The organism is Pelobium manganitolerans (assembly GCF_003609575.1).
Classification (GTDB): domain Bacteria; phylum Bacteroidota; class Bacteroidia; order Sphingobacteriales; family Sphingobacteriaceae; genus Pseudopedobacter; species Pseudopedobacter manganitolerans.
On record NZ_MBTA01000005.1, the window covers coordinates 1 to 23,112 of the forward strand.

Below are 23,112 nucleotides of genomic sequence, written 5' to 3' on the forward strand. Positions count from 1 at the left end.
ACAGAGACAGAATATCTTGCTTCTCTGAAAGGTGCAGACGGAAAGGACGGCAACGTGGGTCCTCAAGGATTACAAGGTGAAACCGGCCCACAAGGTATTCAGGGCGAGAAAGGCGATAAAGGAGAGCAGGGCGAGAAAGGTAACGACGGCGCTCAGGGTCCGGCGGGTCCTCAAGGCGAACCGGGCGTCCAAGGTCCACAAGGCGAAACAGGTCCACAAGGTATCCAAGGTGAAACCGGTCCACAAGGTCTTCAGGGTGAGAAAGGCGAAAAAGGTAACGACGGTGCTCCGGGAGCAACAGGTCCTCAAGGCGAAACAGGACCTGCGGGTCCACAAGGTGTCCAAGGTGAAACCGGTCTACAAGGCTTACCGGGAGAAAAAGGCGATAAGGGAGACCAAGGTATACAGGGTGTCCAAGGCGAAGTAGGTCCTCAAGGTCCGCAAGGCGATACTGGCGTTCAGGGCTTGAAAGGCGACAAGGGCGATCCTGGGGTTCAAGGTCCGATAGGTTTGACCGGGGCCACAGGTCCTGCTGGTGCAAAAGGCGATCAAGGAATTCAGGGTATTCAAGGTATCCAAGGAGAAACCGGCCCTAAAGGTGACCAAGGTGTCCAAGGCGAAGCAGGTCCACAAGGTCCGAAAGGAGATACAGGCGCAAAAGGCGACCAAGGTGTGCAAGGCTTAAAAGGCGACAAGGGCGATACAGGTGCTACTGGCGCTACGGGTCCACAAGGTCCTGCCGGTGCAGCAGGTCCACAAGGTCCGAAAGGCGATCCTGGAGTTCAAGGTTCGATAGGTTTGACTGGAGCTCCGGGGGTGAAAGGTGACAAGGGAGATACAGGTGCTACTGGCGCTACGGGTCCACAAGGTCCAGCTGGTGAAGCGGGTCCAAAAGGCGATCAAGGAATTCAGGGTATTCAAGGTCCGAAAGGAGATACAGGCGCAAAAGGCGACCAAGGTGTGCAAGGCTTAAAAGGCGACAAGGGAGATACAGGTGCTACTGGCGCTACGGGTCCACAGGGTCCAGCTGGTGAAGCGGGTCCAAAAGGCGATCAAGGAACTCAGGGGATTCAAGGTCCGAAAGGAGAAACCGGTCCTAAAGGTGACCAAGGCGAAGTAGGTTCTGCTGGTCCAAAAGGCGATCAAGGAATTCAGGGTATTCAAGGTCCGATAGGTTTGACCGGGGCAACAGGTCCTGCCGGTCCAAAAGGCGATACAGGTGACACGGGAGTTGCCGGTCCACAAGGTCCGAAAGGCGAAACCGGTCCTAAAGGTGATCAAGGTACCCAAGGCGAAGCAGGCCCACAAGGTCCTAAAGGAGATACAGGCGCAAAAGGCGACCAAGGTGTGCAAGGCTTAAAAGGCGACAAGGGAGATACAGGTGCTACTGGTGCCACGGGTCCACAAGGTCCAGCTGGTGAAGCTGGTCCAAAAGGCGATCAAGGAATTCAGGGTATCCAAGGTCCTAAAGGAGAAACCGGTCCTAAAGGTGACCAAGGTATCCAAGGCGAAGCAGGTCCACAAGGTCCTAAAGGCGATACTGGCGTTCAGGGCTTGAAAGGCGAGAAGGGAGATACAGGTGCTACTGGCGCTACGGGTCCACAAGGTCCTGCCGGTGTAGCTGGTCCACAAGGCTTAAAAGGCGACAAGGGAGATACAGGTGCTACTGGCGCTACGGGTCCACAAGGTCCAGTTGGTGTAGCTGGTCCAAAAGGCGATCAAGGAATTCAGGGTATTCAAGGTCCGAAAGGAGATACAGGCGCAAAAGGCGACCAAGGTGTGCAAGGCTTAAAAGGCGACAAGGGAGATACAGGTGCNGACCAAGGTGTGCAAGGCTTAAAAGGCGACAAGGGAGATACAGGTGCTACTGGCGCTATGGGTCCACAAGGTCCAGTTGGTGAAGCGGGTCCAAAAGGCGATCAAGGAACTCAGGGGATTCAAGGTCCGAAAGGAGAAACCGGTCCTAAAGGTGACCAAGGCGAAGTAGGTTCTGCTGGTCCAAAAGGCGATCAAGGAATTCAGGGTATTCAAGGTCCGATAGGTTTGACCGGGGCAACAGGTCCTGCCGGTCCTGCTGGTGCAACTGGTGCTCAAGGCTTAAAAGGAGATACAGGCGCAAAAGGTGACCAAGGTGTGCAAGGCTTAAAAGGCGACAAGGGAGATACAGGTGCTACTGGTCCACAAGGTCCAAAAGGCGACACTGGAGTTGCCGGTCCACAAGGATCAAAGGGCGATAAGGGAGATACAGGTGCTACTGGTCCACAAGGTCCAAAAGGTGACACGGGAGTTGCCGGTCCACAAGGTTTAAAAGGAGACAAGGGCGATCCCGGAGCTCAAGGTCCGATAGGTTTGACCGGGGCAACAGGTCCTGCTGGTGCAACTGGTGCTCAAGGCTTAAAAGGAGATAAAGGCGACAAGGGCGATCCCGGAGCTCAAGGTCCGATAGGTTTGACCGGGGCGACAGGTCCAGCCGGGGCAACGGGTGCAGCTGGTTTGGACGGTAAAACTATTTTAAGTGGCACTGCGACACCTCCTGCTGCATCATTGGGAACAAACGGCGATTTTTATTATAACACAAGTACCAAAATGATATACGGCCCTAAAGCTTCGGGCGCATGGCCGGCAGGGGTGTCTTTAGTGGGCGCCCAAGGTCCAACCGGTCCACAAGGTCCAGCTGGAGCAACAGGAGCTACCGGCTCTGCAGGACCACAAGGTCCGAAAGGCGATACCGGCGCAACTGGTCCTCAGGGTCCGCAAGGCCCAGCAGGAACCGGGGGCACTTATACGGCAGGCGATCTGATCAACATCAGTGGAACTACGATTAATGTAGACAGGTATGCCACAATAGGAGCTGGCGGAGGTGACATCACAGGTTCTCTAAATCAGATGCAGATTAAGAGCGGTGCGATAACGGCAGATAAAATTGGAAGCGGCACGATTCAAGGATACAATCTCCAAGACGGAGCTGTTTACGATGCTAAAATCCAAAACGGAACAATATCAAATGCAAAATTGGCTGGCAATATTTCTAAGGATAAACTTGCATGGGATGCGGTAACTGATGCAGCGATTGCTTATAAAGCTATTAGCGTAAGTAAATTATCTACCACTGGCGGTAATAATGGTGATGTCTTAACTAATGTTTATGGCGAATGGAAGCCTGTGGCGCCAGCTTCTGGAGCATCTGATGCCACCGCTTCTGCAAAAGGTATTATCCAGTTAAGTGGGGATTTAACAGGTTCGGCTACGTCTCCAACTATTGCTAATAATGCAATTACCAGTGCCAAAATCGCTGATAACACAATTGCTACGGCAGATTTAGCTAACAATGCTGTAACAACTGCAAAGATTGCCACAAGTGCCGTGACGGCTAACGAATTGGCCAACGGTAGCGTGACAGCAGTTAAGTTAAACAGCATGTCAGCTACAAGCGGTCAGGTGCTAAAATACAACGGAACCACTTGGGCACCAGCAAACGAAGCATCGGCAAATAACTGGTCTATGACAGGCAACTCAAATACTACGTCGTCGTCGTTTTTAGGCACTACTAATGATGCAGTATTCAAAATCGGATCTAATAACACGCAAATGTTGCAGTTTGGTAGGAGACAAACGCTAGGGTTAACACAATCTTATACGGATTATACAGATAACAGCCAGCCTTTGGTTTACATTAATGGTAATGGTACCACCTCTGCTTTACAGTTTGCCGCAAGCGCAGCTGATTTTTACAAGCCGATGTTCTTTACCACTACCGAGGGTAACTTTAGATTGAAAGGTAGCGCGGCCGGAACCGACTATTTCGAAATTGGAAGTAGTGGCACCAGTAACAACGGGCGCTTAGATTTTATCATTGGTGATGACGGAGATGAACCGATTGTATTTTCTAAATACAACTACTCTCCTGCCGGAAACGTGGAGATGTTGAGAATGCAGGGGACAGGCTTAAATAATGACGTTCGGGTAGGCATTAACACAGCAGGCGTAACCGCTGATTCTGAGTTGCAAGTAGTCGGTAATACGCACACTAGTACTTTACAGGTGGGAAGTAATACAGTAATTAACGGTATTTATAAAACAACGATTGCTAGCGGAAGTTTTACAGTTTCTGCTTACACAAGTTCTACCAACAGAACTTACACATTGTCAGGAATCACTGGGTTAGATGCAAATACAGCTACTGTCATGGTTTCTCCGCGTAGTGCCTTGCCAGCTACGGTTGCCATAGGGTACGCTCGAGTAGTTGGGACTAATAAGATTGAAATTAGTTTCAATAATACGAATACAGCGGTAACAATGTCTGACACTCAGCTTAACATTACGATTATCCAGTAAAATACATTTAAATTGAGCAAAGAACCTCTGCATCCACCCCGCAGAGGTTTTTTTTGTTCTCATTCTTTCTCAAAAATCTACAATACGAGAAAAATAGTCTACAAAAATATTAATTTGATATTTGAAACTTTTTCTGCTTACATCCGTATGCGCTAACTTTCAAAAACACCCCGTGCCAAGGTGAAAATCTAACCATTCTGCTATTCATAGAGCATCAATATTTGGCGCTAGAATTCCCCGTTTTATTTGCTAAATGGGAATTTTGGGGAAATAAATCCCGAAATTTGAATCGCGTTTTCGGTGCTATATCAAGCTTGCTAAAAAAAGCAAAACAAATTCTGTAAACCTACAAAACACTCTTAAAAGTGCTTTAAGCGCTGTTTTTATCCGATTTTTCACTCCTAAAAACTGCCGTATATTGCTGTTTTGGCGCGCCAAATTGTGGAAGTTTTCCCCGTGGCTTAACACTTGTCTAAGCCTAGGCATGAAAACAACAATCTTAACAGCCGTTTTAGTTGCAACTTTAGCACTTGCATCTGTTGCTCAAACTATAGAAAGAGCTGCAATCACTTCTGGTGGAGGCGAAGCAACTTCAGTTTTCGGCGAAAGCGTTCAGTTTTCAATTGGCCAGGCTTTTATGACCAACACTTTAACCCAAGATGGTAGCAATTACCTCACTCAGGGTTTCCAACAGCCAAGCAGCCACGAGTATGTTAACATCAACACTCCGGTTTATGCCGAATCAGATTTGAACGTCATCCAAGCTTTCCCTAACCCAGCTGTAAACTACACCACTGTTGCATTAAGCTTAATTGATGATAACGGCGCAAAGGTTTCTTTAATTGATATGTGGGGCCAACCGCTTAGCTCGCAAAACTATACCTTAACACAAGGCAAACATGAGCTTAAATTTACTTTCGGTTATGTGCCTGCAGGTGTTTATTCTCTTAAAGTTGTGGCCAACAAAAAAGTGTATACCAAAAAACTATTGGTTGCAGGTTTACAAGAAAAAACTGTAGCTCTATAATATTACAATGCTCTCAAATCTGAATCCTCGGCTTTTGGCTGGGGATTTTTTTTTGCAGTTCATTAATCATTGAGTTCATTTGTCATTAGTTCATTAGTCACTAGTTCAGTAGGTATTGGTGATCAAGTTATGCGTTCAAAAGGACTTCTTTTAACTCAGTGAGCTTCGCCACGAATGAACTCGCTGAACTTTGTCCTCCCTAATGAACTCAATGAACTCCGTCACTAATGAACTCCCGTCACCAATGAACCCCTTTTTTTAACAATGAACTTCCTTCTACTAATGAACTCAATCAACTCTTCAATCTTTCCAAAAACTTTATATTTGCAGCATGACTAAGGAAAACTTACAGGATTTAAGAGACAGACTAGCGTCTCTGAGGAGGCATCTTTGACGTTGATGCCAAACTAGAAATTTTACAAGAAGAAGAAGCGAAAACACTAACTCCCGATTTTTGGGATCAACCCAAAGAAGCCGAAAAAGTACTGAACGCGATAAAAAGCAAAAAGGTGTGGACAGATGCCTATACAGCCTTGGCTACAGAGCTGGAAGATTTGGCGGTGCTTTTAGAGTTTTACCAGATGGGCGAGGCCAGCGAGGCCGAACTCAACGAGGCCTATGAACTGGCGCTAAAACATACCGACGAGCTGGAATTTAAAAACATGCTCTCGGCAGAGGAGGACCAGTTGAGCGCTGTTTTGCAAATAACATCGGGCGCGGGCGGTACAGAAAGTTGCGATTGGGCATCTATGCTGATGCGGATGTACATGATGTGGGGGCAAAAGAACGGCTATAAAATTACCGAACAAGATTACCAAGAAGGGGATGTGGCGGGCATAAAAACCGTAACCCTGCAATTTGACGGCGATTTCTCTTACGGATATTTGAAAGGCGAAAACGGGGTGCACCGCTTGGTGCGTATTTCGCCCTTTGATGCCAATGCTAAGCGCCATACTTCTTTCGCCTCGGTTTATGTGTACCCGCTGGTGGATGATAGTATAGAAATTGAAGTAAACCCTGCCGACATCGAGTTTGAGACTTTTAGGTCCGGCGGTGCCGGAGGCCAAAACGTGAACAAAGTAGAAACGGCTGTCCGTTTGTACCACAAGCCATCTGGCATTATTATCAAAAACCAAGAATCGCGGTCGCAACTGCAAAATAAAGAAAACGCCATACGCCTTTTAAAATCGCAACTTTACGAAATAGAGATGCGCAAAAAAATGGAACTCACCAATTCCATTGAGGGCAATAAAAAGAAAATTGAGTGGGGTTCGCAAATCCGTAATTATGTGCTGCACCCCTACAAACTGGTAAAAGATTTACGTACCGATTATGAAACATCTAACGCCCAAGCGGTTTTAGATGGCGAGCTGGACGAATTTTTGAAATCATATTTAATGGAATATGGAGGCAACAACTAAATTTAAAAAAGGTTTAACGGCAATTTTTATGTCGATTTTAGCAAGCACTGCATTTGCGCAAAACGTGATGGATTTATATCCGGGAAAAATCCCTAACGCTGTCCAAGCTAAAGATTATGCCGAGCAAAAAACCGTGTCCGGAAACGGTCGCATTGGCTTTTCTAAAGTTTTTAAACCCGAGCTGTACATGTTTTTTGCCGAGAAACCTAACGGCACGGCCATTATTATTTGTCCCGGCGGCGGATATTCACATTTAGCTTTTAGCCATGAAGGCATTGATGTGGCCAAAGCGTTAAACGCGCAGGGGATTACGGCTTTTGTGTTAAAATACCGCCTGCCGTCGGATCAAATTATGGCAAATAAAAACATCGGTCCTTTGCAAGATGCCCAACAGGCGATAAAAACAGTACGCGCGAATGCCGAAAAATGGAAAATTAATCCGCTAAGGATAGGAATTATGGGTTTTTCTGCTGGCGGGCATTTGGCCTCTACCTTATCCACCCACTTTGCAGATGCTTTGATAGAGGATAGCGAAGGCATCAGCTTAAGGCCAGATTTTTCGGTTTTAGGTTATCCGGTAATCTCCATGGGCCAATATACGCACAAGGGTTCTAAAACAAATTTACTGGGTGCTAACGCTTCGGATACTTTGATACAGAAATACTCCAATGAGCTACAGATAAACGCGCAAACGCCTCCGGCATTTTTGTTTCATGCTAATGACGATAAAACTGTGCCGGTTGAAAATAGCGTAGATTATATGCTAGCCTTAAAAAACAACGGTGTGCCGGCAGAGGCGCATTTTTATCCGGCTGGCGGACATGGTTTCGGGATGAACAACCCCACCACTTCCGAAAAATGGTTTGATAGTATGATCAGCTGGTTGCACGCTATCAAAATGCTAGATTAATTGGCAAACACTTCCAGCAGTTTAATCAGTTCTTTCACCTTATCATTAGCGCCTGCCTTTTCGTAGGCGCTAATTAAATTCCGCAATACCCTTTTTATAATTTCTACGTTGCTGCAAGGCTCATAAAAAAACCTTTCGGGCTTTATTTGCAGCTGGCGCAAAAACTGGTCAATATCGCGCTTAGCGAAAATGTAGCCCTTGTTAAATACGTTGATATAAAAAAGCACATTACTTTCAGCATCATCACTTTTTTCAAACTCATCTACATAAGCCAAAATAAAATGTTGCGGTAAGTTAACTCCGTAAATCGGGATGTCCAGCTTTTGCGCTATCACCGAGTAAATGATGGCTAAAGAAATTTGATTCCCTTTTTTTGTTTCTAAAACCTGGTTTAAATAAGAGTTTTGCGGACTTTGATGGTTTTTGGTATTGCCAGAGAAGCCGTACACATTGTAAAAAATATGGTTCAGCAGTTTAACTTTTTCTACCGGACTGGCTTCGTACATCATCTGCAACCATACATCGCGTTTAATGGCATCTATTTGTTGGATGATTTTTTCTTCGTTTAAATCTGGATATTGGTAACGGTTTATGATGAGGAACCCCCTCAATAAATCAAAGCCACCGCTTTGGTGCCATAAGGCTAAATCTTCTTTAACGTTTTGATATTGGATTTTATGCACTAAATTTTCAATCCGGCCCTGCAATACGGCATCAAAAGATTGTTCCCAAGCCCGCTCCAGATAGCCAATGGCAACGTTGCCATAGCTCAGCAACTTATCTTCCACATGGCTAAAAATCTGCGGATCCGGATCATCCAACAACTTAATCAAGGAATTTATTTCTTTGGTTTCCATATTCTAAAATCGATATTTGGCATTTCAAATAGAAAAGCAAATATTCACTACCCAATACTCAATACCCAATACTCACTACCCAATACCCACTACTCACTACCAACATGCTCAACACCACCCTTTTCAGCAATTATATCAAGCACATTTTAAATGCCAAATCGCGCCACGGCACGCATTCGCCATTTGTGTATCGTTTGGTGGATGAGGTAATTTACGATTTTAGCGCCAAAGAGGCTTATGCAGATTTAGAAAATCTGAGAAAGCAGTTGCTTAAAGATGAGCGCGTGATTACGGTGACGGATTTGGGCGCAGGCTCGCACATTAACAACCAAAAACAAAAAGCAGTTAAAAGTATTGCAAAAAATGCCTTAAAACCTAAAAAACTGGCGCAGCTGTTATATCGCTTGGCAAAAGAATTTAACCCGAAACAGATTTTGGAGCTAGGTACGTGTTTAGGGCTAACCAGCGCTTATTTTGCTAAAGCTTTGCCGCAGGCTAAGGTAGTTACGATGGAAGGCTGCCCGCAAACGGCGCAGATAGCACAAGAAAACTGGCAAAAATTGGGTATCAACAACGTGGAAGTAATTGTAGGCAATTTTGATGAAACCTTAGCACCATTTATTGCGCAACAACAGAATTTGGATTTTGTATTTATTGACGGCAACCACCGCAAAGAGGCTACTTTAAACTATTTTAATTTATGCCTGCCCAAAGTACACGAGCACTCAGTTTTGGTTTTTGATGATATTTATTGGAGCAAAGGCATGCAGCAAGCTTGGGAGCAAATTAAAGCACACCCGCAAGTCAGCGTTAGCATAGATTTATTTTGGATTGGCCTGGTTTTTTTTAGAAAAGGGCAGGCGAGGCAGGATTTTAAAATTAGGTTTTAGGCATTACTCTTTGCCTTATTTTAGAAAATCACTAAAAACTAAAATAACCATACTGGCTATTTTAATTTTTTGTTGTGAAGCACATCCTGTACATTCGTTTGGCACAACAATGGCATCTTTGCAAATAGAAAAATAAATACATGAAAGAATTTCCGGTTACTGCTAAAAGAGCGCTCGAGCTTTTAGGTTTGGTCCTAATAGGCTTTATTATCCTAGTGGGGAGCAACGTGATAATGCCTTTGCTGTTGGCTTTCTTTTTAAGCATGTTGTTGTTGCCCGTTTATCGTTTTTTGGTGGGCAAAAAAATACCAACTTCCATCGCTATCATTATCCCAATACTCATCTTAATTGTCGTTGTGGCGGGTTTAATCTGGTTTTTTTCGGCCCAAATTAATGTTTTAGTCAGTGATTTTCCGCAGATAAAAAAGAACATCAACATCCACCTAAATGCGCTTAGCAATTGGATCAGCGGTTTTACCCATTACTCTACCAAAGAGCAAATTGCCTTTATTAACGAACAAAGCAACAAGCTGTTAAATAGCACGGGCGCCATTTTAGGCAGCATCTTTAACTCGGTTTCGGGTGCTTTTATCTTTTTTGGTCTTTTGCCCATCTACATCTACCTCATATTGGCCTACAAAAACCTATTGCTCAAATTTTGCATCATGTGGTTTAGTGATGAGGATTTGCCAAACGTGAAAGAAAGCATCCAACAGATCGAGAAAATTATCCAAAGCTACTTAATGGGCCTGCTGATACAAATTGCCTACATCACCGTTTTATTAGGCGGTATTTTGTGGATCATTGGAATTAAACACGCCTTATTGATAGGTGTGCTTTTCGCTGTTCTCAACCTTATCCCCTACATAGGCGCATTATTTGGAAATATTTTGGGCGTGCTGTTAACTGTAAGTTCGTCGCAAGAAATATGGCCAATTTTCACGGTATTGGGCGTTATCGCCGTTGTGCAGTTTCTAGACAATAATATTTTAATGCCGCGCATTGTGGGCTCAAAGGTACAAATCAACAGTTTGGTAGCTTTAGTGGGCATAGTGGTTGCCGGCAGTTTGGCGGGTATTTCCGGAATGTTTTTGGCATTGCCTATCATCGCCATCCTTAAAATCGCTTTTGACCGTACCAACAATTTCAAAAAATGGGGCGTACTGCTGGGTACAGATGTTCCGGAGAAAAACCCATTGCGCGAGTAAATTGTATGTTTTGGGTGTTTTAACGGGCTGTCCGCTCATACGTCACAAGGCATTAAGCACAGGCCGGTATCCGCTTCCATCCCTAACACAAATGTTCTGTTGTTTAAAAAGCCTCTCCTAAAGAAATGTAAAACCCGCTGATGCGCTTTTCGTTGGCGGGTTTCTCGCCCAAAGCATAGTCAAACCGCAAGGCCAAACCCTTTTCTAAATCAAAAAAGAAACGTGCGCCCAAGCCGTAGGTGGGCTTAAACTGGCCGTCGGCAAAAGACTGTTGGCCAAAAACTTTCCCCGTGCCGCCAAAAGCCGTTAAACCAAAACGCGGTATCGGGCGGTAACGCAACTCCACCTGCGAGGTCAGCAAATTCTCGTCTCTAAAACGGCCGCTGTAATAACCGCGCATAAACTGGTCGTTCCCTAGTTGCCTCAACAAGTAAAACGGGACGGCGTTGTTACTCAACAAACCCTCATAAGTAGCATTTAAAGCTAGTTTAAAGCTTTGGCTAAAGCTATGGAAAGCACGCAAATCTGCGTTAAGCAAGCTGCCTTCAAAATTGGGGCTTCCAAAAAAGTTAGGTGCATAGCCGTATTGTAAGCGTGCATAAAAGCCTTTGTTGGGGTAGGGCACGTTATCGCGCGAATCAAAAAAAGATGTTGCCTTTAAAAACAGAAACTCTCCGCCATCGCGGTCCACCAAATTTGGGGCGCTGCTGTAAATGCCGCCGGCTTCTTTATCGCGGAAACGCAAATTTTCATACTCGGCGCCACCGCCTAAATAAAAATGCCGGGCCACGCGGCGCTCCAACTCGCCGTTAAGCCTAAAGCGTTTAAGGTTTATTTTATCTTCATCGGCCTTTTGTGTTTGGTTGCCTATGCCGTAAAAATTAAAAGGCTGGTTCAAAAATTTGGCTTCGGTAATGTAGTGGTATTTGTTGTGTGCGGCCCAAACATCGGTTTTTAAGCTTATCTGCACGCGTCCTTTGGTGCTAAAGCCCAAAACCCCATAAGCTTGCGAGGCTTTGGTCACCGTATCGTTCTTATGCGTATAAAAAGAATAGATGCCGGCGGCACCTAAAGTAAGCCCCGCCTCTTGCGAGTAACCAAACAAAGGCACAGGCAAAAAGCTGTTGTGGCGTGTGGTATCATCAGAAAAAACCTTATTAATTATTTTCCTTTGCGCAACAGCCTGCTCAAACGCCAACAAACATAAAACGGTGTAAACAAGCTTAAACTTAAAACAATTCATCCCTTCGGCTTAAAATCCTATTTTTGCAAAAAAACGAAAAGAATATGAGCAAGCAAAGAGGACCTATCTCTCAATTTATAGAGAAAAATTATTTGCACTTTAACGCAGCGGCTTTGGTTGACGCGGCAAAAGGTTACGAAACCCACCTAGACGAGGGCGGAAAGATGATGATTACCCTTGCAGGTGCTATGAGTACTGCCGAGTTAGGGATTTCTTTAGCAGAGATGATCCGCCAGGATAAAGTTTCTATTATTTCTTGTACGGGCGCAAATTTAGAGGAAGATATCATGAATTTGGTAGCCCACTCACACTATAAAAGAGTACCTAACTATCGCGATTTAAGTCCACAAGACGAGTGGGATTTGCTAGAAAACCACTACAATCGCGTTACCGATACCTGCATTCCCGAGGAAGAAGCTTTTAGAAGGTTGCAAAAGCACATCGAAAAAATTTGGAAAGATGCAGAAGCCGCGGGCGAGCGCTATTTTCCGCATGAGTATATGTACAAAATGCTGTTAAGTGGTGATTTGGAGCAGTACTACGAAATTGACCCGAAAAACTCGTGGATGTTAGCGGCTGCGGAAAAAAACCTGCCGATTGTAGTGCCGGGCTGGGAAGATTCTACCATGGGCAACATCTTCGCATCTTACGTGATAAAAGGCGAGTTGAAAGCTACTACCATGAAAAGCGGTATCGAATATATGGCTTGGCTGGCCGATTGGTACAAAGATAATTCGGACGGTAAAGGCATTGGCTTTTTCCAGATAGGCGGCGGTATTGCCGGCGATTTCCCTATTTGCGTGGTGCCTATGCTTTATCAGGATTTGGAGATGGAAAACATTCCGTTCTGGAGCTATTTCTGCCAAATTTCTGACTCTACCACCTCTTACGGTTCTTATTCTGGCGCAGTGCCTAACGAGAAAATCACTTGGGGAAAACTGGACATCCACACCCCTAAGTTTATTGTAGAATCTGACGCTACTATTGTAGCCCCGCTCATTTTTGCTTGGATTTTAGGACAGTAAGTATCGAGTTATTGAGTATTGAGTATTGGGTATTGAGTGCGCTGGTTTTTACTTTTTACTTTTGATTTTTCAGTTAAAAAAAGGGATTTGCAAAAGCACAATCCCTTTTTTTGTTCGGCCTCCAGCCTAAATCTTATACCTTCCACCCTACACCTAAAGCCTCAAACCTTAAGCCTTCCCCCTACACCTTATACGCCTGCCTTGCCAATAACTTCCACTCGCCGTTGGCTTGCTTGCTAAATACCAGCATAATACCCAAAGTTACTTCGCCCGGGTTGCCTCTGTCGTTAGTTTTTGCATAAAGCTGGTGGCGCACAATAGCCGTGTTGCCATCTATGGTAATATGCTGTTTGCTAATATCGATGCTCACAAAATCCGATTGGTTGGTTACCAATGAATTTACAAATTGCGCTTTACTTTCAATTTTACCGCTCGAGTGGCCATAGCTTAAGCTATCGCTGGCTATAAATTCTAAATCTGCCTGCTTGCCACTTATTAATGCGTTAATTAGGTAAGTCACCGCATTTTCTACTTCCGCCTTTGGGTTTTGGGCTTTTAGGTTGAGGCTCAACATTACTGCTAATACAGTCAAAAAACTAATCTTCTTCATTTCATCAATAGTTTAATTTTTTTGCGGATGTAAATATCCCGCTTTTTAACATGCGTCTAATTTAAGATTTTTCAATTAGTACGGTGTCATCAATCCATTTTCATCAGCTTTTTCTAACTTTGGCGCTTATGAAAGTATCCGCATTAGCCCAAACTTTAATAGGTTCCGAAATAATAAAAATTGCCGGCGAGGTAAACGAGATGAAAGCCAAAGGCGTAGCGATTGCCAACTTAACCATCGGCGATTTTGATTCGAAGCTTTTTCCCATCCCACAAGAGCTGGAAACCAACATTGTTAAAGCTTATCAGGATAACCAAACCAACTATCCGCCTGCCGACGGTGTTTTGCCCTTGCGTAAAAGCGTAGCTACGTTTTTGCAAGAGCAGTTTAATCTGAAATACGATGCCGCGTCAGAAATTTTAATTTCCGGAGGCTCGCGGCCTTTGATTTACGCCACCTATTTAGCGCTCATTGATGCTGGCGACACGGTGGTTTACCCGGCTCCGTCGTGGAATAATAACCATTACGTGCATCTTTTAGGCGCAAAAGGAGTGGCAGTGCCAACTTCTCCGGAGCATAACTTTATGCCAACCGGTGCAGATTTGAAACCTTATTTAAAAGGAGCAACTTTGTTGGCTTTATGCTCGCCCTTAAACCCCACCGGCACCATGTTTTCTGCCGAAGGATTAAAAGAAATATGCGAACTGGTGTTGGCAGAAAACCAACAAAGAGGTGCTGATGAAAAACCATTGTACATCCTTTACGATCAGATTTATTCGCAACTAACTTTCGGCAACCATAGGCATGTTGACCCGGTAAGTTTAATACCAGCTTTACGCGATTATACCATTTTTATTGATGGCAGTTCAAAATGTTTTGCCGCTACAGGCGTAAGGGTAGGTTGGGGATTTGGTCCGGCAAATGTTATCAGCAAAATGAAAGCCATTGTAGGCCACATGGGTGCTTGGGCACCAAAAGCCGAACAAATGGCCACTGCGCAGTTTTTAGATGATAAAACCGCTGTAACATCATTTTTAAATACATTTAAAACACAAATTAAACACAGTTTAGATACCCTTTACAAAGGCATCACCGATTTAAAAAATCAAGGTTTCGCAGTAGATGCCATTGAACCTATGGGCGCAATTTACCTGACTTTAAAAATTGATTATCTAGACAAAACTACACCAGACGGCAACGTGTTACAAAACGCCACTCAACTCAATTTTTACCTCATTAAAGAAGCAAACATTGCATTGGTGCCATTTGCTGCTTTTGGTACCGATGATTTGTGCTGGTTCCGGGCATCGGTAGGTGCCTGCTCCGCAACAGAAATAGAAAGTAAAATGCCCGCTCTGAAGAAAGCACTAGAAAACTTGAAATAGGAGAGGAGTTCAAATTTTTCTGCCGGGACTTCCATGGTCTGATGTATTTAGGCTTAGTAACAATTAATCTGCTTATTATACGCACTGCAAATTATCGTTAAAACAGGATCCTAATTACATCAGGCTTTAGCCCTAAAGGTTAACGCCTCAGTCCTTATTCTTTATTCTTTGCTCTTTAATCTTGACTCCTTGCTCCTTTTTACTCTCACAGACTTTCTGCACGCATTTCCTGCAAATCCCGCCGGTAAGTCTCAAAATTTCCGCTTCGCATTAAGTTGCTCGCGCGCGACAAATCCTGCAAGGCAATGGTGTAATCTTTCCCCTTTATTTTAGCTTTTGCCAATAGCAGCGAGGTTTCAATCCGCCCACTGATAAAATTAATGTTTAGCGCAATGCTGTTAGCCTGTAAAAAGAACCACTTGGCCGGCGTGTATTGCTTCCATTTATAATAAACTTTGCCTAGCAAAAGGTAACATTTATAGGCCTGACGTGCGCCTAATTTGCTTCCCAATGGCAAAGCTTGTGAAATAAGCGTCCGTTCTGCACGTTGGTAATTACCCTCGGCTAAAAATAAGTCGCTTTTTAAAAGCAATAAATCCAAACGTTTTCGGGAGGATAAATGCGCCCAAAATTTTTCTTGCACAACAGCAAGCCAGTCCTCACTTTCATCAAACGCTCCGTTTTGGTAATAGAGTTTTGCCAAATTCATACTCGTTTGCATTTGCTGAAGGCTGTCCTTGCTATAACGGAATACCGCCTCTAGAATGTGAATTCCGGTGTTTAGCTTGCCCTTATACAGTTCATTAAATGCGCGTAGTTCTAGAAAGGGCGTTCCTGTTTTATGATAAAAATGGAATTGTTGGGCAATGTAGGATGGCGTTTGCAAGCTGTTCCAGTAAATATTAGCGCTCAGCAGATCTAAAGAAGGCCGAATAAGTTGTTTTAACGATTTTGTTTTTAACGTATCGCTAATTAAAATAGGGTTTTGGTTGTAGATGATGTGTTTAGCGTCCCATTTTGCAAAACAGTGGACAAGGGGGAAAAGGATTAAAGCCGTGCAAAGCACAATCAGCTTGAATTTATTCATTGTCAGAAATCATCGGTTTTTAGCTGCATATTTCTTGCCAGTGAGTGGTTTTTGTTTTTACGATATAAATTTTCGCTCATTGATGTGTAGACTTTTCAATTTGCTGTAATCAAGATTTATTTATACGTCACTGTTAGGACGTTCTGAAATTTGTAAAGTTTCTATTCAATGCAACGGTTTCGGGCTTTGCGTTCGGGCGGGTTTCGGAGCACAAAGTTTTAATTAATAAATAAAGTTTATTAGAAGTTCAAGGCTTCAAGTTTACACGTCAGCCCGCCTGACGCAAAACCCGTGTTAGCAGTAGCTTTTCTTCTGTCGTTATACAAATTCTCGTTGACCATTTATGTCAAACTTAAGTGTTTCAAATATTTCTCTGAAGTTTAATATCCCCTCATAAGTCCCAAGTTTAAACCTATAAGCTATTTTCTCACCAAAAATAAAGTCTCCAATTTCATTTGCTTCAGCTATTAAGGGTTTTAAATAATTGTCGAAGTTTAAAAACTCGTCTATATTTAAGTCCTCCAAATAGTTTAAATGTGCAATTCTGTTATTACGATGTTTCACTTTTAAACCATTAATGTTTTTGCGATATGTGTCAAATTTTTTCTTTAAGTCTTTAATTCCTTTTTGGTCTTTATATGTTTTGCTGGTCGCTTTGAGGATTTGTCTGAATGAGTATGTTGAGCTATCATCGTCAAGATCTGTCAAATGAAGAATTAATCCATTCTCCATATACCTTAATGCAGTAAACTCTTCGAGCATAAAATGCCTTGTTGAATTTTGAAAAAGGTAACCTGTTCTATTCAATTTTCTTATGTAAAAGCAAGCCAAGATATTCAAATCAATTAGCTCTACTCTCAGCGATGAAAAGTCTTTCTTTTGTTCTTCGTTTAGCATTAGAGTTTTTTCAATTTTAAGCTACTTTGTTTGTTAGCTACTTCAATTAATAAGTTGTCAAGTTGTCTGTTGGTTAAGTCAATGTTTAATTCAGTATTAATTCTTCTTTTGAAGTCATAACATTTGCAATAAAATTTTGTGTATTCACTGTCAATGTTGTCGAGTTCAAGAATATGTTTTAAGTCCTCTGGAATGTTACTTGTAAATTGTCTTAAAGCAGTCACTGCTCTGCTATCGTAAATATAAAACAAGTCAGGAAGGTGAAAGTGTAAATATTTTGAACTAAACGAACGCTTCTCAAGTGCAGTGATTTTTTGAAGCGTACTTGTCAAGTAAAAATGTGTCTGTAAAACAGATTTTATGTTTTCAACTTTGTCAGTTTTTAGCGTTTTTAGGTAAGATAATTTTTCGTCAAGTTTCGATTTCCTAAAAGTCGGAGCAATAGTCTCGGTGTAAAAATTGTCGTTAATATCCGTTGACTTATTTTTCCGTCTTTCAACTGCCGCAGCATAAATACGTCCAATGAATAAAACTTTTGTCAGAATATGGTCGTCTGTTTTGTGCTCAAAATTGTCTTTGCAGAGTTTATATAAAATTGCATTACCAAAGTCCCACACGTTTTGCTGTCGTGCAGTGTCAAGTTGTTTTTTATTTGGTAGTTTCTTCGTCATAAAGTTACTGCTAACGTTTTGGGTATTGCCGCAGTGGGGGGGGGTAGCACAAATGTTCAATAGATGCACTACCGTTTGTTTAAGCACAAAAGTTTCATAGAAGCACTTCACCCCCCCCCCCCATTGCGGCAATACCATGTTAGCGGTCCGGCATTTTGTTCTACGTTATTATACCTCTTGTATATAGTCGTCAAATAACTGCTCCAACTCTTCCGTTGGATGAAAGCCCGTTTCTACCTTTCCGTGTACAAACAAACCATCTTCATAGGTTATTTCCGCAAGTGAGTGGGGCAAATCTGTGTCAGATACTGTTTCAGAAAGTTTAGCTATAGGTACAGGTTTCCATTCTCCATCTTTTTGTTCCCGATATACATAAGCAGCCTTTGTTAGTACATATAGAGTGTGTCGGTCTTTTGAAAATCCGCTTTTCACAACTACATATTCTCCGTTATGGTTTCTGAAGAAAACCGCTCCCTTGGTCAAGTTTTTATGATACGCTGTCAATGGATTGCCTTCAAACACTTGTGGTGTGCTTGGATATTCGTTTGGTTTGTCCTCAAAATTAAAAATAATACGCTGTGCCGAATTGGGTGTTTTTGATATTATATAATTAGGTCGTGTGTCAGGTTGATTTTGATTATTTTCTCTATTAAATATCCATTCTCCTAATGAACCACTTTGCAATGGTTTGTCACTTTCTGCCCAAGCCAATAATCTTTCTTTACTTGCCTGTGCTTCTTCACGACTAACAGCACACATCCATTCATAGTTTGGGTCTGGAAATTTGTCCCGAAATTTTGAAGGGTCGGCAAGAAACGCCTCAACACTTCCACAAACAATTTCAATACGTCTTGCGGTAATTGGATTGAGCAAAATGTTTTCTAATCTTGTTACCCAACGTAGATTGTCAGGTCGGTTATTTTGTTTGTTTGTGTCAATATGGTCAACAACGTGTTCTTTTGTTGGAGGTTCTTTGTGAAACGCTGTCGCAACTATTCTGTGAATACGAACAGAAGCGATTTCTAAATAACCTGTTTTGCTGTTCAGTTTGCCAAAAGTCCAATTGTTGTCGGTTGGTCGTGGTCGTTTGTTGTTAGGAGCGTGTCGTAATACAGCACCGTTATCCCGAACAGAGTATTGCTCGTCCTTATATATGCAGTCGCATTCTTTTTCAAAGTGATTTACATTGACCATAGTTTTATGATTTTTTAGGTTCAACGAAATCAACTAACTCAATTTTAGCTCCAAGTGCTAAAGCGATTTTAGAAAGTATATCTAAGCCAACAGAATAACGTCCTTGTTCAATGCGACTAAGATTAGCTGCATCTATATTCGCAATTTGAGCAAGCGTTTTTGCTTCAATATTTTTTTCTTTCCGCAATTCACGGATTTTTGCTCCTATTTTTTCTCTTTCTTGATGAAGTAAAATTCTCTCATCGTCTCTGTCACCTTTTCCGCCATTAATTCCAAGTGCTTCGTAATAATTCATTTGTATCCAAACCCAATATTGCATACTCATACCTGTACTGTATCCCATGTTATCTTCATAATATTTTTGAAAATAATATGCTAATCTTTCAGCATAGTGTTGTTGGTCTGCTTTTGGAGTTGGAAAATAAGTGTTCCAAGTGAATTTTTCTCCGTCTTGTGCAATGACTTCAATAGTAAAGTCATCTACAAATTTTGCTTGTATCATAATTTTATTTGCCGAGTTTATCGTGTTGTCGCCACTTTTAAAAGTTATGGAGCAAAGATAAAAAGAAAACTTGTAATTGGCAAATTTGCCAATTACAAGTTTTAATAGATGCGAAGAACCATCCGATCTTTTTCTTCCATCGCCCATTGTACCTGCCAAGCTCTGCCGTCTATTTGGTCAAGCAAAATGAAATTATATATGTTGGTTGTTGGGTAAAGAAAAAATCTGCCATTTTTCTCTTCTTCTTTCTCTACTCGTGAGATGTCCGATAGTGTGGTTTCAAAACGGTACTTGCTTTCAGTACCCCATTGAACTTGCCACATTTTCCCGTTTCTTGTGTCCAATTTGATAAACGTGTACATATTTCGTGTAGAAAAAAGTCTATAAACAACTGCACTATCTGTAGAAATATTCTGGTGAGGAGCTTCCGATGTACTTTGAGCAAATGAAGTCGTTGCAAATAGCACAAAAAATAATGTAATTAATTTTGCTTTCATAATGTCTGTGTCGTTATGTGTTTTGTTTTAGTGCAGGGTCGTTGTATGCTGACCGCTAACGTTTTGAAAATTTGCGCATAAATGGCATTATTTGCAGAACCGACGTCGTACCGCATTGGACTGAATAATTAACGAAAAACCTGAGTTGAACCACCGTCAGCCATTTTTGTGCAAATTTGCTGTTATGTACAGTTGTATCTTTTCTGTCGTTGCGATATTCAAGCATTTCCTGTTTCAGTTCGGTCAGCCCTAAAACAATGAGTTCAGTTTTCTTTAAGTTTGTCATTAACAACTAAAAAAAATCGGTCGGTCAGGCGTTATGTTCGGTCCAAAGTCCAATGGTTTGTCGTTCAATTGAGCGTTTTGGTCGGTCTAACACATGTTATAAAAGCGTTTAAATTCCGTTTATTTATTCATTCCGTTCGTTCAAAATATTCTTTCAGTTCGGTTTTTTGGTTCAATTTATTAAAAGCTTTGGTCAGTCCAACTTTGTCGGTTTGCAAAGTCGGGAACGTTCCTTAACTGATGAATTTCTGTCGGGGAACAATTGTACATAACGACGTTTTGCCGCTTTGCGAAGGCGGGGATTTTCAGCACTAAACTTTACTAGATGCACAAAACTTGAATTTAGCACTTCACTGTTATAGAAGCACGAAAACCCCGCTTTTGCAAAACGGCTGTTGGTGGCTGTGCTTCTCATCTTTTTAGCCATTTGTCAGTCAAATACAGTCCCAGAATACCTGTCAGTATTACTCCAATTTTTATATAAATACTACCATTGAAAAATGTCGTTGTCATTAAAAGTAAAAGCGAAATGACGATTGTTAATGAAACAACATATTGTAAAGAAAGAATAGTAATACCAACAAAACGTCTTAAAGGACTGTAGTTTGAAAAGCGTCTATAAAAGTTAATCTCATCTTGAACCTTTGAAATTTTCTTATAAAGTTCTTCGTCAATACTTTTTATTGTTGCCAATAGCAATTTTTCATCTGTTTTGGGGTCAATGGATATCCTTAGAACATTGTCATATACTTCTTTGCTCAAATAAGCCGCTTTACCGTCTGTAAGTAGGATTGACTGTAGTTGATTTTTGTATTCTAAATTATCTTCGCCTTCAGGAAAGTAAGCAATGAAATTCAGTCTTGTTTTTACTTCGGTCAAAATTTCAATGCGTTTGTCAAAATATTTCGTAAATGTATTTTTAGATTCTGTCAAAGGCTTTTCAACTAAACTTTTTACAAGCCAAGAAATAAACGCTATTAATGTGGTTGATAGGAATATTACTATGTCTGGATTTGCTTCTTTAATAATTGTCTTTATATCCATACGAAGTTCAAATTAGGTTTTAACATTGAAGATACACTCCTTGAAATTTGATTCATAAAGCTTCCTTCTTTCGATTCATCATTCAGCTCGTTTTCATTTCTTAAAACAGCATATACCAAGTCAGCATTACCCAAAACGGCATATCTTTCTTTGTTGTCGTTAGTTGTTCCTGTTTTAAGAAAGGCATTTTCAATCCTAATTCCCAATTTCTCGTAGAATACTTTGTTAAGGATTGAAAGGCATTCGGTTTTAGTATCAGTTAAATTCTCGCAATTAAAATAATTTGAATATGCTAAAGCTAATTCGTATAAAGAAATACCATTTTTCGTAGCACCTAAAACACTTGAAGGAAAAAAATCTGTTTCAGGTTTATTAAAAATGTCAGACAAGAAATTTAAGCTATTTTCAAATCCGACTTTTCCAACAGCATTTAAGAATGAGTTATTATTTGAGTAAAATAATGCTTCTTGGAGATTTAAACGTGATTTGTAATAGCCTGCTTCTCTTACTTCCCAATTCAAATTATTTCTAAAAGCATCAAATTTTTCAAATTCCGAAATTCCGTTTTTTCTAAGGTGGCAATATAAAAATGGTTTTAAAGTTGAACCGACATTTGACTTTGATATAAATGGATAGTCAGTCCCATAACTACTAGCAAAGCCAACAATCTTACCTTTTCTCAAGGCAACTATTGACACAGGATACTTTGATTCAGCAACAAATTTTCTTGCGAATTCCTGGGTTTTAAATTCAATGGAAGATTTTATAGTCTTTTTTTTATCATCAATACGATTTGCTATAAACGGAATGGAAGCATTTTTAAAATTTGAAAGTTGGGTTTCGGTAACAATGATTTTAGACTTCTCATTTTTTTGAAATCTGCCTTTTGAAATTATTTTTCTGTCAAGCAAAATCCTGTTTATATTCTTATATCTCTTTTCAGTAATTACCGGTCTCTTTGAGTAGTAATTTGGTCCACGTAAAATTGTTAGTAAATAGAGTAGTTCAGTTTGGGTTAGCTTTTCGACTTCTTTACCGAAGTAGTAAAGACCTGCTGTTCTCAATCCCCAAATGTTTTTACCAAAATAAACATTGTTGAAATACAGATTCAAAATTTCATCTTTTGAATATTGCTTTTCAATTTGAATTGCTTTAATGGTTTCCTTTAATTTTCTTGTTATTGTCTTGCTAGTGTCACGAATGATATTTCTTGCTAGTTGTTGGCTAATAGTGCTGCCACCTTGAACCATACGACCTGCCTTTATATTTTCAATAATTGCCCGAGATACTCCTTTAAAGTCAATGCCATTATGACTATAGAATCTTTTGTCTTCTATTTCTACAACGAATTCTTTTAAACGAGTTGGAACATAGTCTGAAATAGCTTGACAGTCGTAAGTGTCGGAAACAACGCCCAAAGGGGTTTCTCTTTCAGAGTCCTTACCGTAAATGACATATCCGTTTAATTCGTTATTCATTGTGTTGTTGTGTCGTCATTTAGCATTGCCACCAACTTAAATATATGCGCAATAGGACCTCCACAACACATCCTTTTTCGCTGGCTTTGCGCAATAAATCGGTTCTTTTCTCAGATAAATGTAGTTAAAAATATAAATTCTAAAAACAATTGGTTGATGTTGTTCGGTTGCCATTGGAATATTATCACACATTATGATACTCAAGGTAATATTGAATAGCAGTGGATAGCCTGGATTATAAATCTCTGAAAAGAGCGGCAACCCCACAAAAAAAATGGACATGGGGCCTTGGGCAACCTACGTAATTAAACCGCTCATTTGTTGGGATTTCATGCGGTTTTTACTTAGCTATATACCAACTGTTTTATATCGGAGTAAATTGTTAGATAAGCTAAAAAATGAGGAATTACTGTTTAAACCGTATCCAGGTGTTTATCTCCCAAACCTCGGGGTATCCCAAGCGATAAGGAGGGCCTTCCGAGTTTTTGTTACTTTCTTATCAAGAAAAACTGCGAAGCACTCTTGAATGCCTTGGAAAAAATATGA

General features: G+C 41.4%; 20 protein-coding genes. 8 read left to right on the top strand and 12 right to left on the bottom strand.

The annotated features are described in order from the left end of the window. Positions 1 to 2,886: 2,886 nt before the first annotated feature. From BCY91_RS18125 to BCY91_RS04895, 4 genes are all read left to right on the top strand, one after another. Positions 2,887 to 4,335 carry a hypothetical protein gene (locus tag BCY91_RS18125; RefSeq protein ID WP_120180906.1) on the top strand — a complete coding sequence of 483 codons (1,449 nt, stop codon included), beginning with the start codon at positions 2,887 to 2,889 and terminating at the stop codon, positions 4,333 to 4,335. Between the two features lie 484 nt (positions 4,336 to 4,819). After that, the gene (locus tag BCY91_RS04885; RefSeq protein ID WP_120180908.1) at positions 4,820 to 5,362 is read left to right on the top strand and encodes a T9SS type A sorting domain-containing protein; all 543 of its coding nucleotides are present in this window, start codon (positions 4,820 to 4,822) and stop codon (positions 5,360 to 5,362) included. 331 nt (positions 5,363 to 5,693) lie between these two features. Further along, a protein-coding gene (gene prfB / locus BCY91_RS04890) for a peptide chain release factor 2 (RefSeq protein ID WP_120180909.1) occupies positions 5,694 to 6,783 on the top strand; the annotation gives its coding sequence in 2 pieces (ribosomal slippage) (positions 5,694 to 5,753 and positions 5,755 to 6,783; 1,089 coding nt in all). Next, complete coding sequence (locus BCY91_RS04895) at positions 6,767 to 7,693, top strand: alpha/beta hydrolase (RefSeq protein ID WP_120180910.1); 927 nt, start codon at positions 6,767 to 6,769, stop codon at positions 7,691 to 7,693. Before prfB ends, BCY91_RS04895 begins: the two co-directional genes overlap by 17 nt. Here the strand turns inward: BCY91_RS04895 and BCY91_RS04900 are convergent. After that, positions 7,690 to 8,550, bottom strand: a complete 861-nt coding sequence (locus tag BCY91_RS04900; RefSeq protein ID WP_120180911.1) for a transglutaminase-like domain-containing protein — start codon at positions 8,548 to 8,550, stop codon at positions 7,690 to 7,692. The genes BCY91_RS04895 and BCY91_RS04900 overlap by 4 nt on opposite strands. Before the next feature lie 104 nt (positions 8,551 to 8,654). Here BCY91_RS04900 and BCY91_RS04905 point away from each other — a divergent pair, with 104 nt between their 5' ends. Together BCY91_RS04905 and BCY91_RS04910 are read left to right on the top strand one after the other, a co-directional pair. Beyond that, the gene (locus BCY91_RS04905; protein ID WP_120180912.1) at positions 8,655 to 9,440 is read left to right on the top strand and encodes an O-methyltransferase; all 786 of its coding nucleotides are present in this window, start codon (positions 8,655 to 8,657) and stop codon (positions 9,438 to 9,440) included. Positions 9,441 to 9,580: 140 nt separating this feature from the next. Next, positions 9,581 to 10,648 (top strand): AI-2E family transporter, encoded by a 1,068-nt coding sequence (locus BCY91_RS04910; protein ID WP_120180913.1) that lies wholly within the window; start codon positions 9,581 to 9,583, stop codon positions 10,646 to 10,648. Between the two features lie 103 nt (positions 10,649 to 10,751). Here BCY91_RS04910 and BCY91_RS04915 read toward each other — a convergent pair whose 3' ends face one another. Then, positions 10,752 to 11,891 carry a BamA/TamA family outer membrane protein gene (locus BCY91_RS04915; RefSeq protein ID WP_120180914.1) on the bottom strand — a complete coding sequence of 380 codons (1,140 nt, stop codon included), beginning with the start codon at positions 11,889 to 11,891 and terminating at the stop codon, positions 10,752 to 10,754. Between the two features lie 44 nt (positions 11,892 to 11,935). Here BCY91_RS04915 and BCY91_RS04920 point away from each other — a divergent pair, with 44 nt between their 5' ends. After that, the gene (locus BCY91_RS04920; protein ID WP_120180915.1) at positions 11,936 to 12,916 is read left to right on the top strand and encodes a deoxyhypusine synthase family protein; all 981 of its coding nucleotides are present in this window, start codon (positions 11,936 to 11,938) and stop codon (positions 12,914 to 12,916) included. 181 nt (positions 12,917 to 13,097) lie between these two features. Here BCY91_RS04920 and BCY91_RS04925 read toward each other — a convergent pair whose 3' ends face one another. Next, the gene (locus BCY91_RS04925; RefSeq protein WP_120180916.1) at positions 13,098 to 13,526 is read right to left on the bottom strand and encodes a nuclear transport factor 2 family protein; all 429 of its coding nucleotides are present in this window, start codon (positions 13,524 to 13,526) and stop codon (positions 13,098 to 13,100) included. 128 nt (positions 13,527 to 13,654) lie between these two features. Between BCY91_RS04925 and BCY91_RS04930 the strand changes: the two genes are divergently transcribed. Beyond that, positions 13,655 to 14,911: a pyridoxal phosphate-dependent aminotransferase gene (locus tag BCY91_RS04930; RefSeq protein WP_120180917.1), complete on the top strand. Its 1,257-nt coding sequence runs from the start codon at positions 13,655 to 13,657 to the stop codon at positions 14,909 to 14,911. 205 nt (positions 14,912 to 15,116) lie between these two features. Here BCY91_RS04930 and BCY91_RS04935 read toward each other — a convergent pair whose 3' ends face one another. From BCY91_RS04935 to BCY91_RS04980, 9 genes are all read right to left on the bottom strand, one after another. Beyond that, positions 15,117 to 15,998, bottom strand: coding sequence for a hypothetical protein (locus BCY91_RS04935; protein ID WP_120180918.1), 882 nt, complete (start codon positions 15,996 to 15,998; stop codon positions 15,117 to 15,119). 318 nt (positions 15,999 to 16,316) lie between these two features. Then, positions 16,317 to 16,895, bottom strand: a complete 579-nt coding sequence (locus tag BCY91_RS04940; RefSeq protein WP_120180919.1) for a hypothetical protein — start codon at positions 16,893 to 16,895, stop codon at positions 16,317 to 16,319. Then, complete coding sequence (locus tag BCY91_RS04945) at positions 16,895 to 17,566, bottom strand: hypothetical protein (protein WP_182995306.1); 672 nt, start codon at positions 17,564 to 17,566, stop codon at positions 16,895 to 16,897. Before BCY91_RS04945 ends, BCY91_RS04940 begins: the two co-directional genes overlap by 1 nt. 168 nt (positions 17,567 to 17,734) lie before the next feature. Beyond that, positions 17,735 to 18,760 (bottom strand): HNH endonuclease signature motif containing protein, encoded by a 1,026-nt coding sequence (locus tag BCY91_RS04950; RefSeq protein WP_120181049.1) that lies wholly within the window; start codon positions 18,758 to 18,760, stop codon positions 17,735 to 17,737. Between the two features lie 4 nt (positions 18,761 to 18,764). Beyond that, positions 18,765 to 19,262, bottom strand: a complete 498-nt coding sequence (locus BCY91_RS04955; RefSeq protein WP_120181050.1) for a helix-turn-helix domain-containing protein — start codon at positions 19,260 to 19,262, stop codon at positions 18,765 to 18,767. A gap of 101 nt (positions 19,263 to 19,363) precedes the next feature. Then, positions 19,364 to 19,759, bottom strand: coding sequence for a hypothetical protein (locus tag BCY91_RS04960; protein WP_120180921.1), 396 nt, complete (start codon positions 19,757 to 19,759; stop codon positions 19,364 to 19,366). A gap of 55 nt (positions 19,760 to 19,814) precedes the next feature. Continuing rightward, positions 19,815 to 20,045 (bottom strand): hypothetical protein, encoded by a 231-nt coding sequence (locus BCY91_RS17535; RefSeq protein ID WP_120180922.1) that lies wholly within the window; start codon positions 20,043 to 20,045, stop codon positions 19,815 to 19,817. Between the two features lie 410 nt (positions 20,046 to 20,455). Then, positions 20,456 to 21,088: a hypothetical protein gene (locus BCY91_RS04975; RefSeq protein WP_120180924.1), complete on the bottom strand. Its 633-nt coding sequence runs from the start codon at positions 21,086 to 21,088 to the stop codon at positions 20,456 to 20,458. After that, positions 21,079 to 22,566, bottom strand: coding sequence for a transglycosylase domain-containing protein (locus BCY91_RS04980; RefSeq protein WP_120180925.1), 1,488 nt, complete (start codon positions 22,564 to 22,566; stop codon positions 21,079 to 21,081). Before BCY91_RS04980 ends, BCY91_RS04975 begins: the two co-directional genes overlap by 10 nt. Between the last annotated feature and the right edge of the window lie 546 nt (positions 22,567 to 23,112).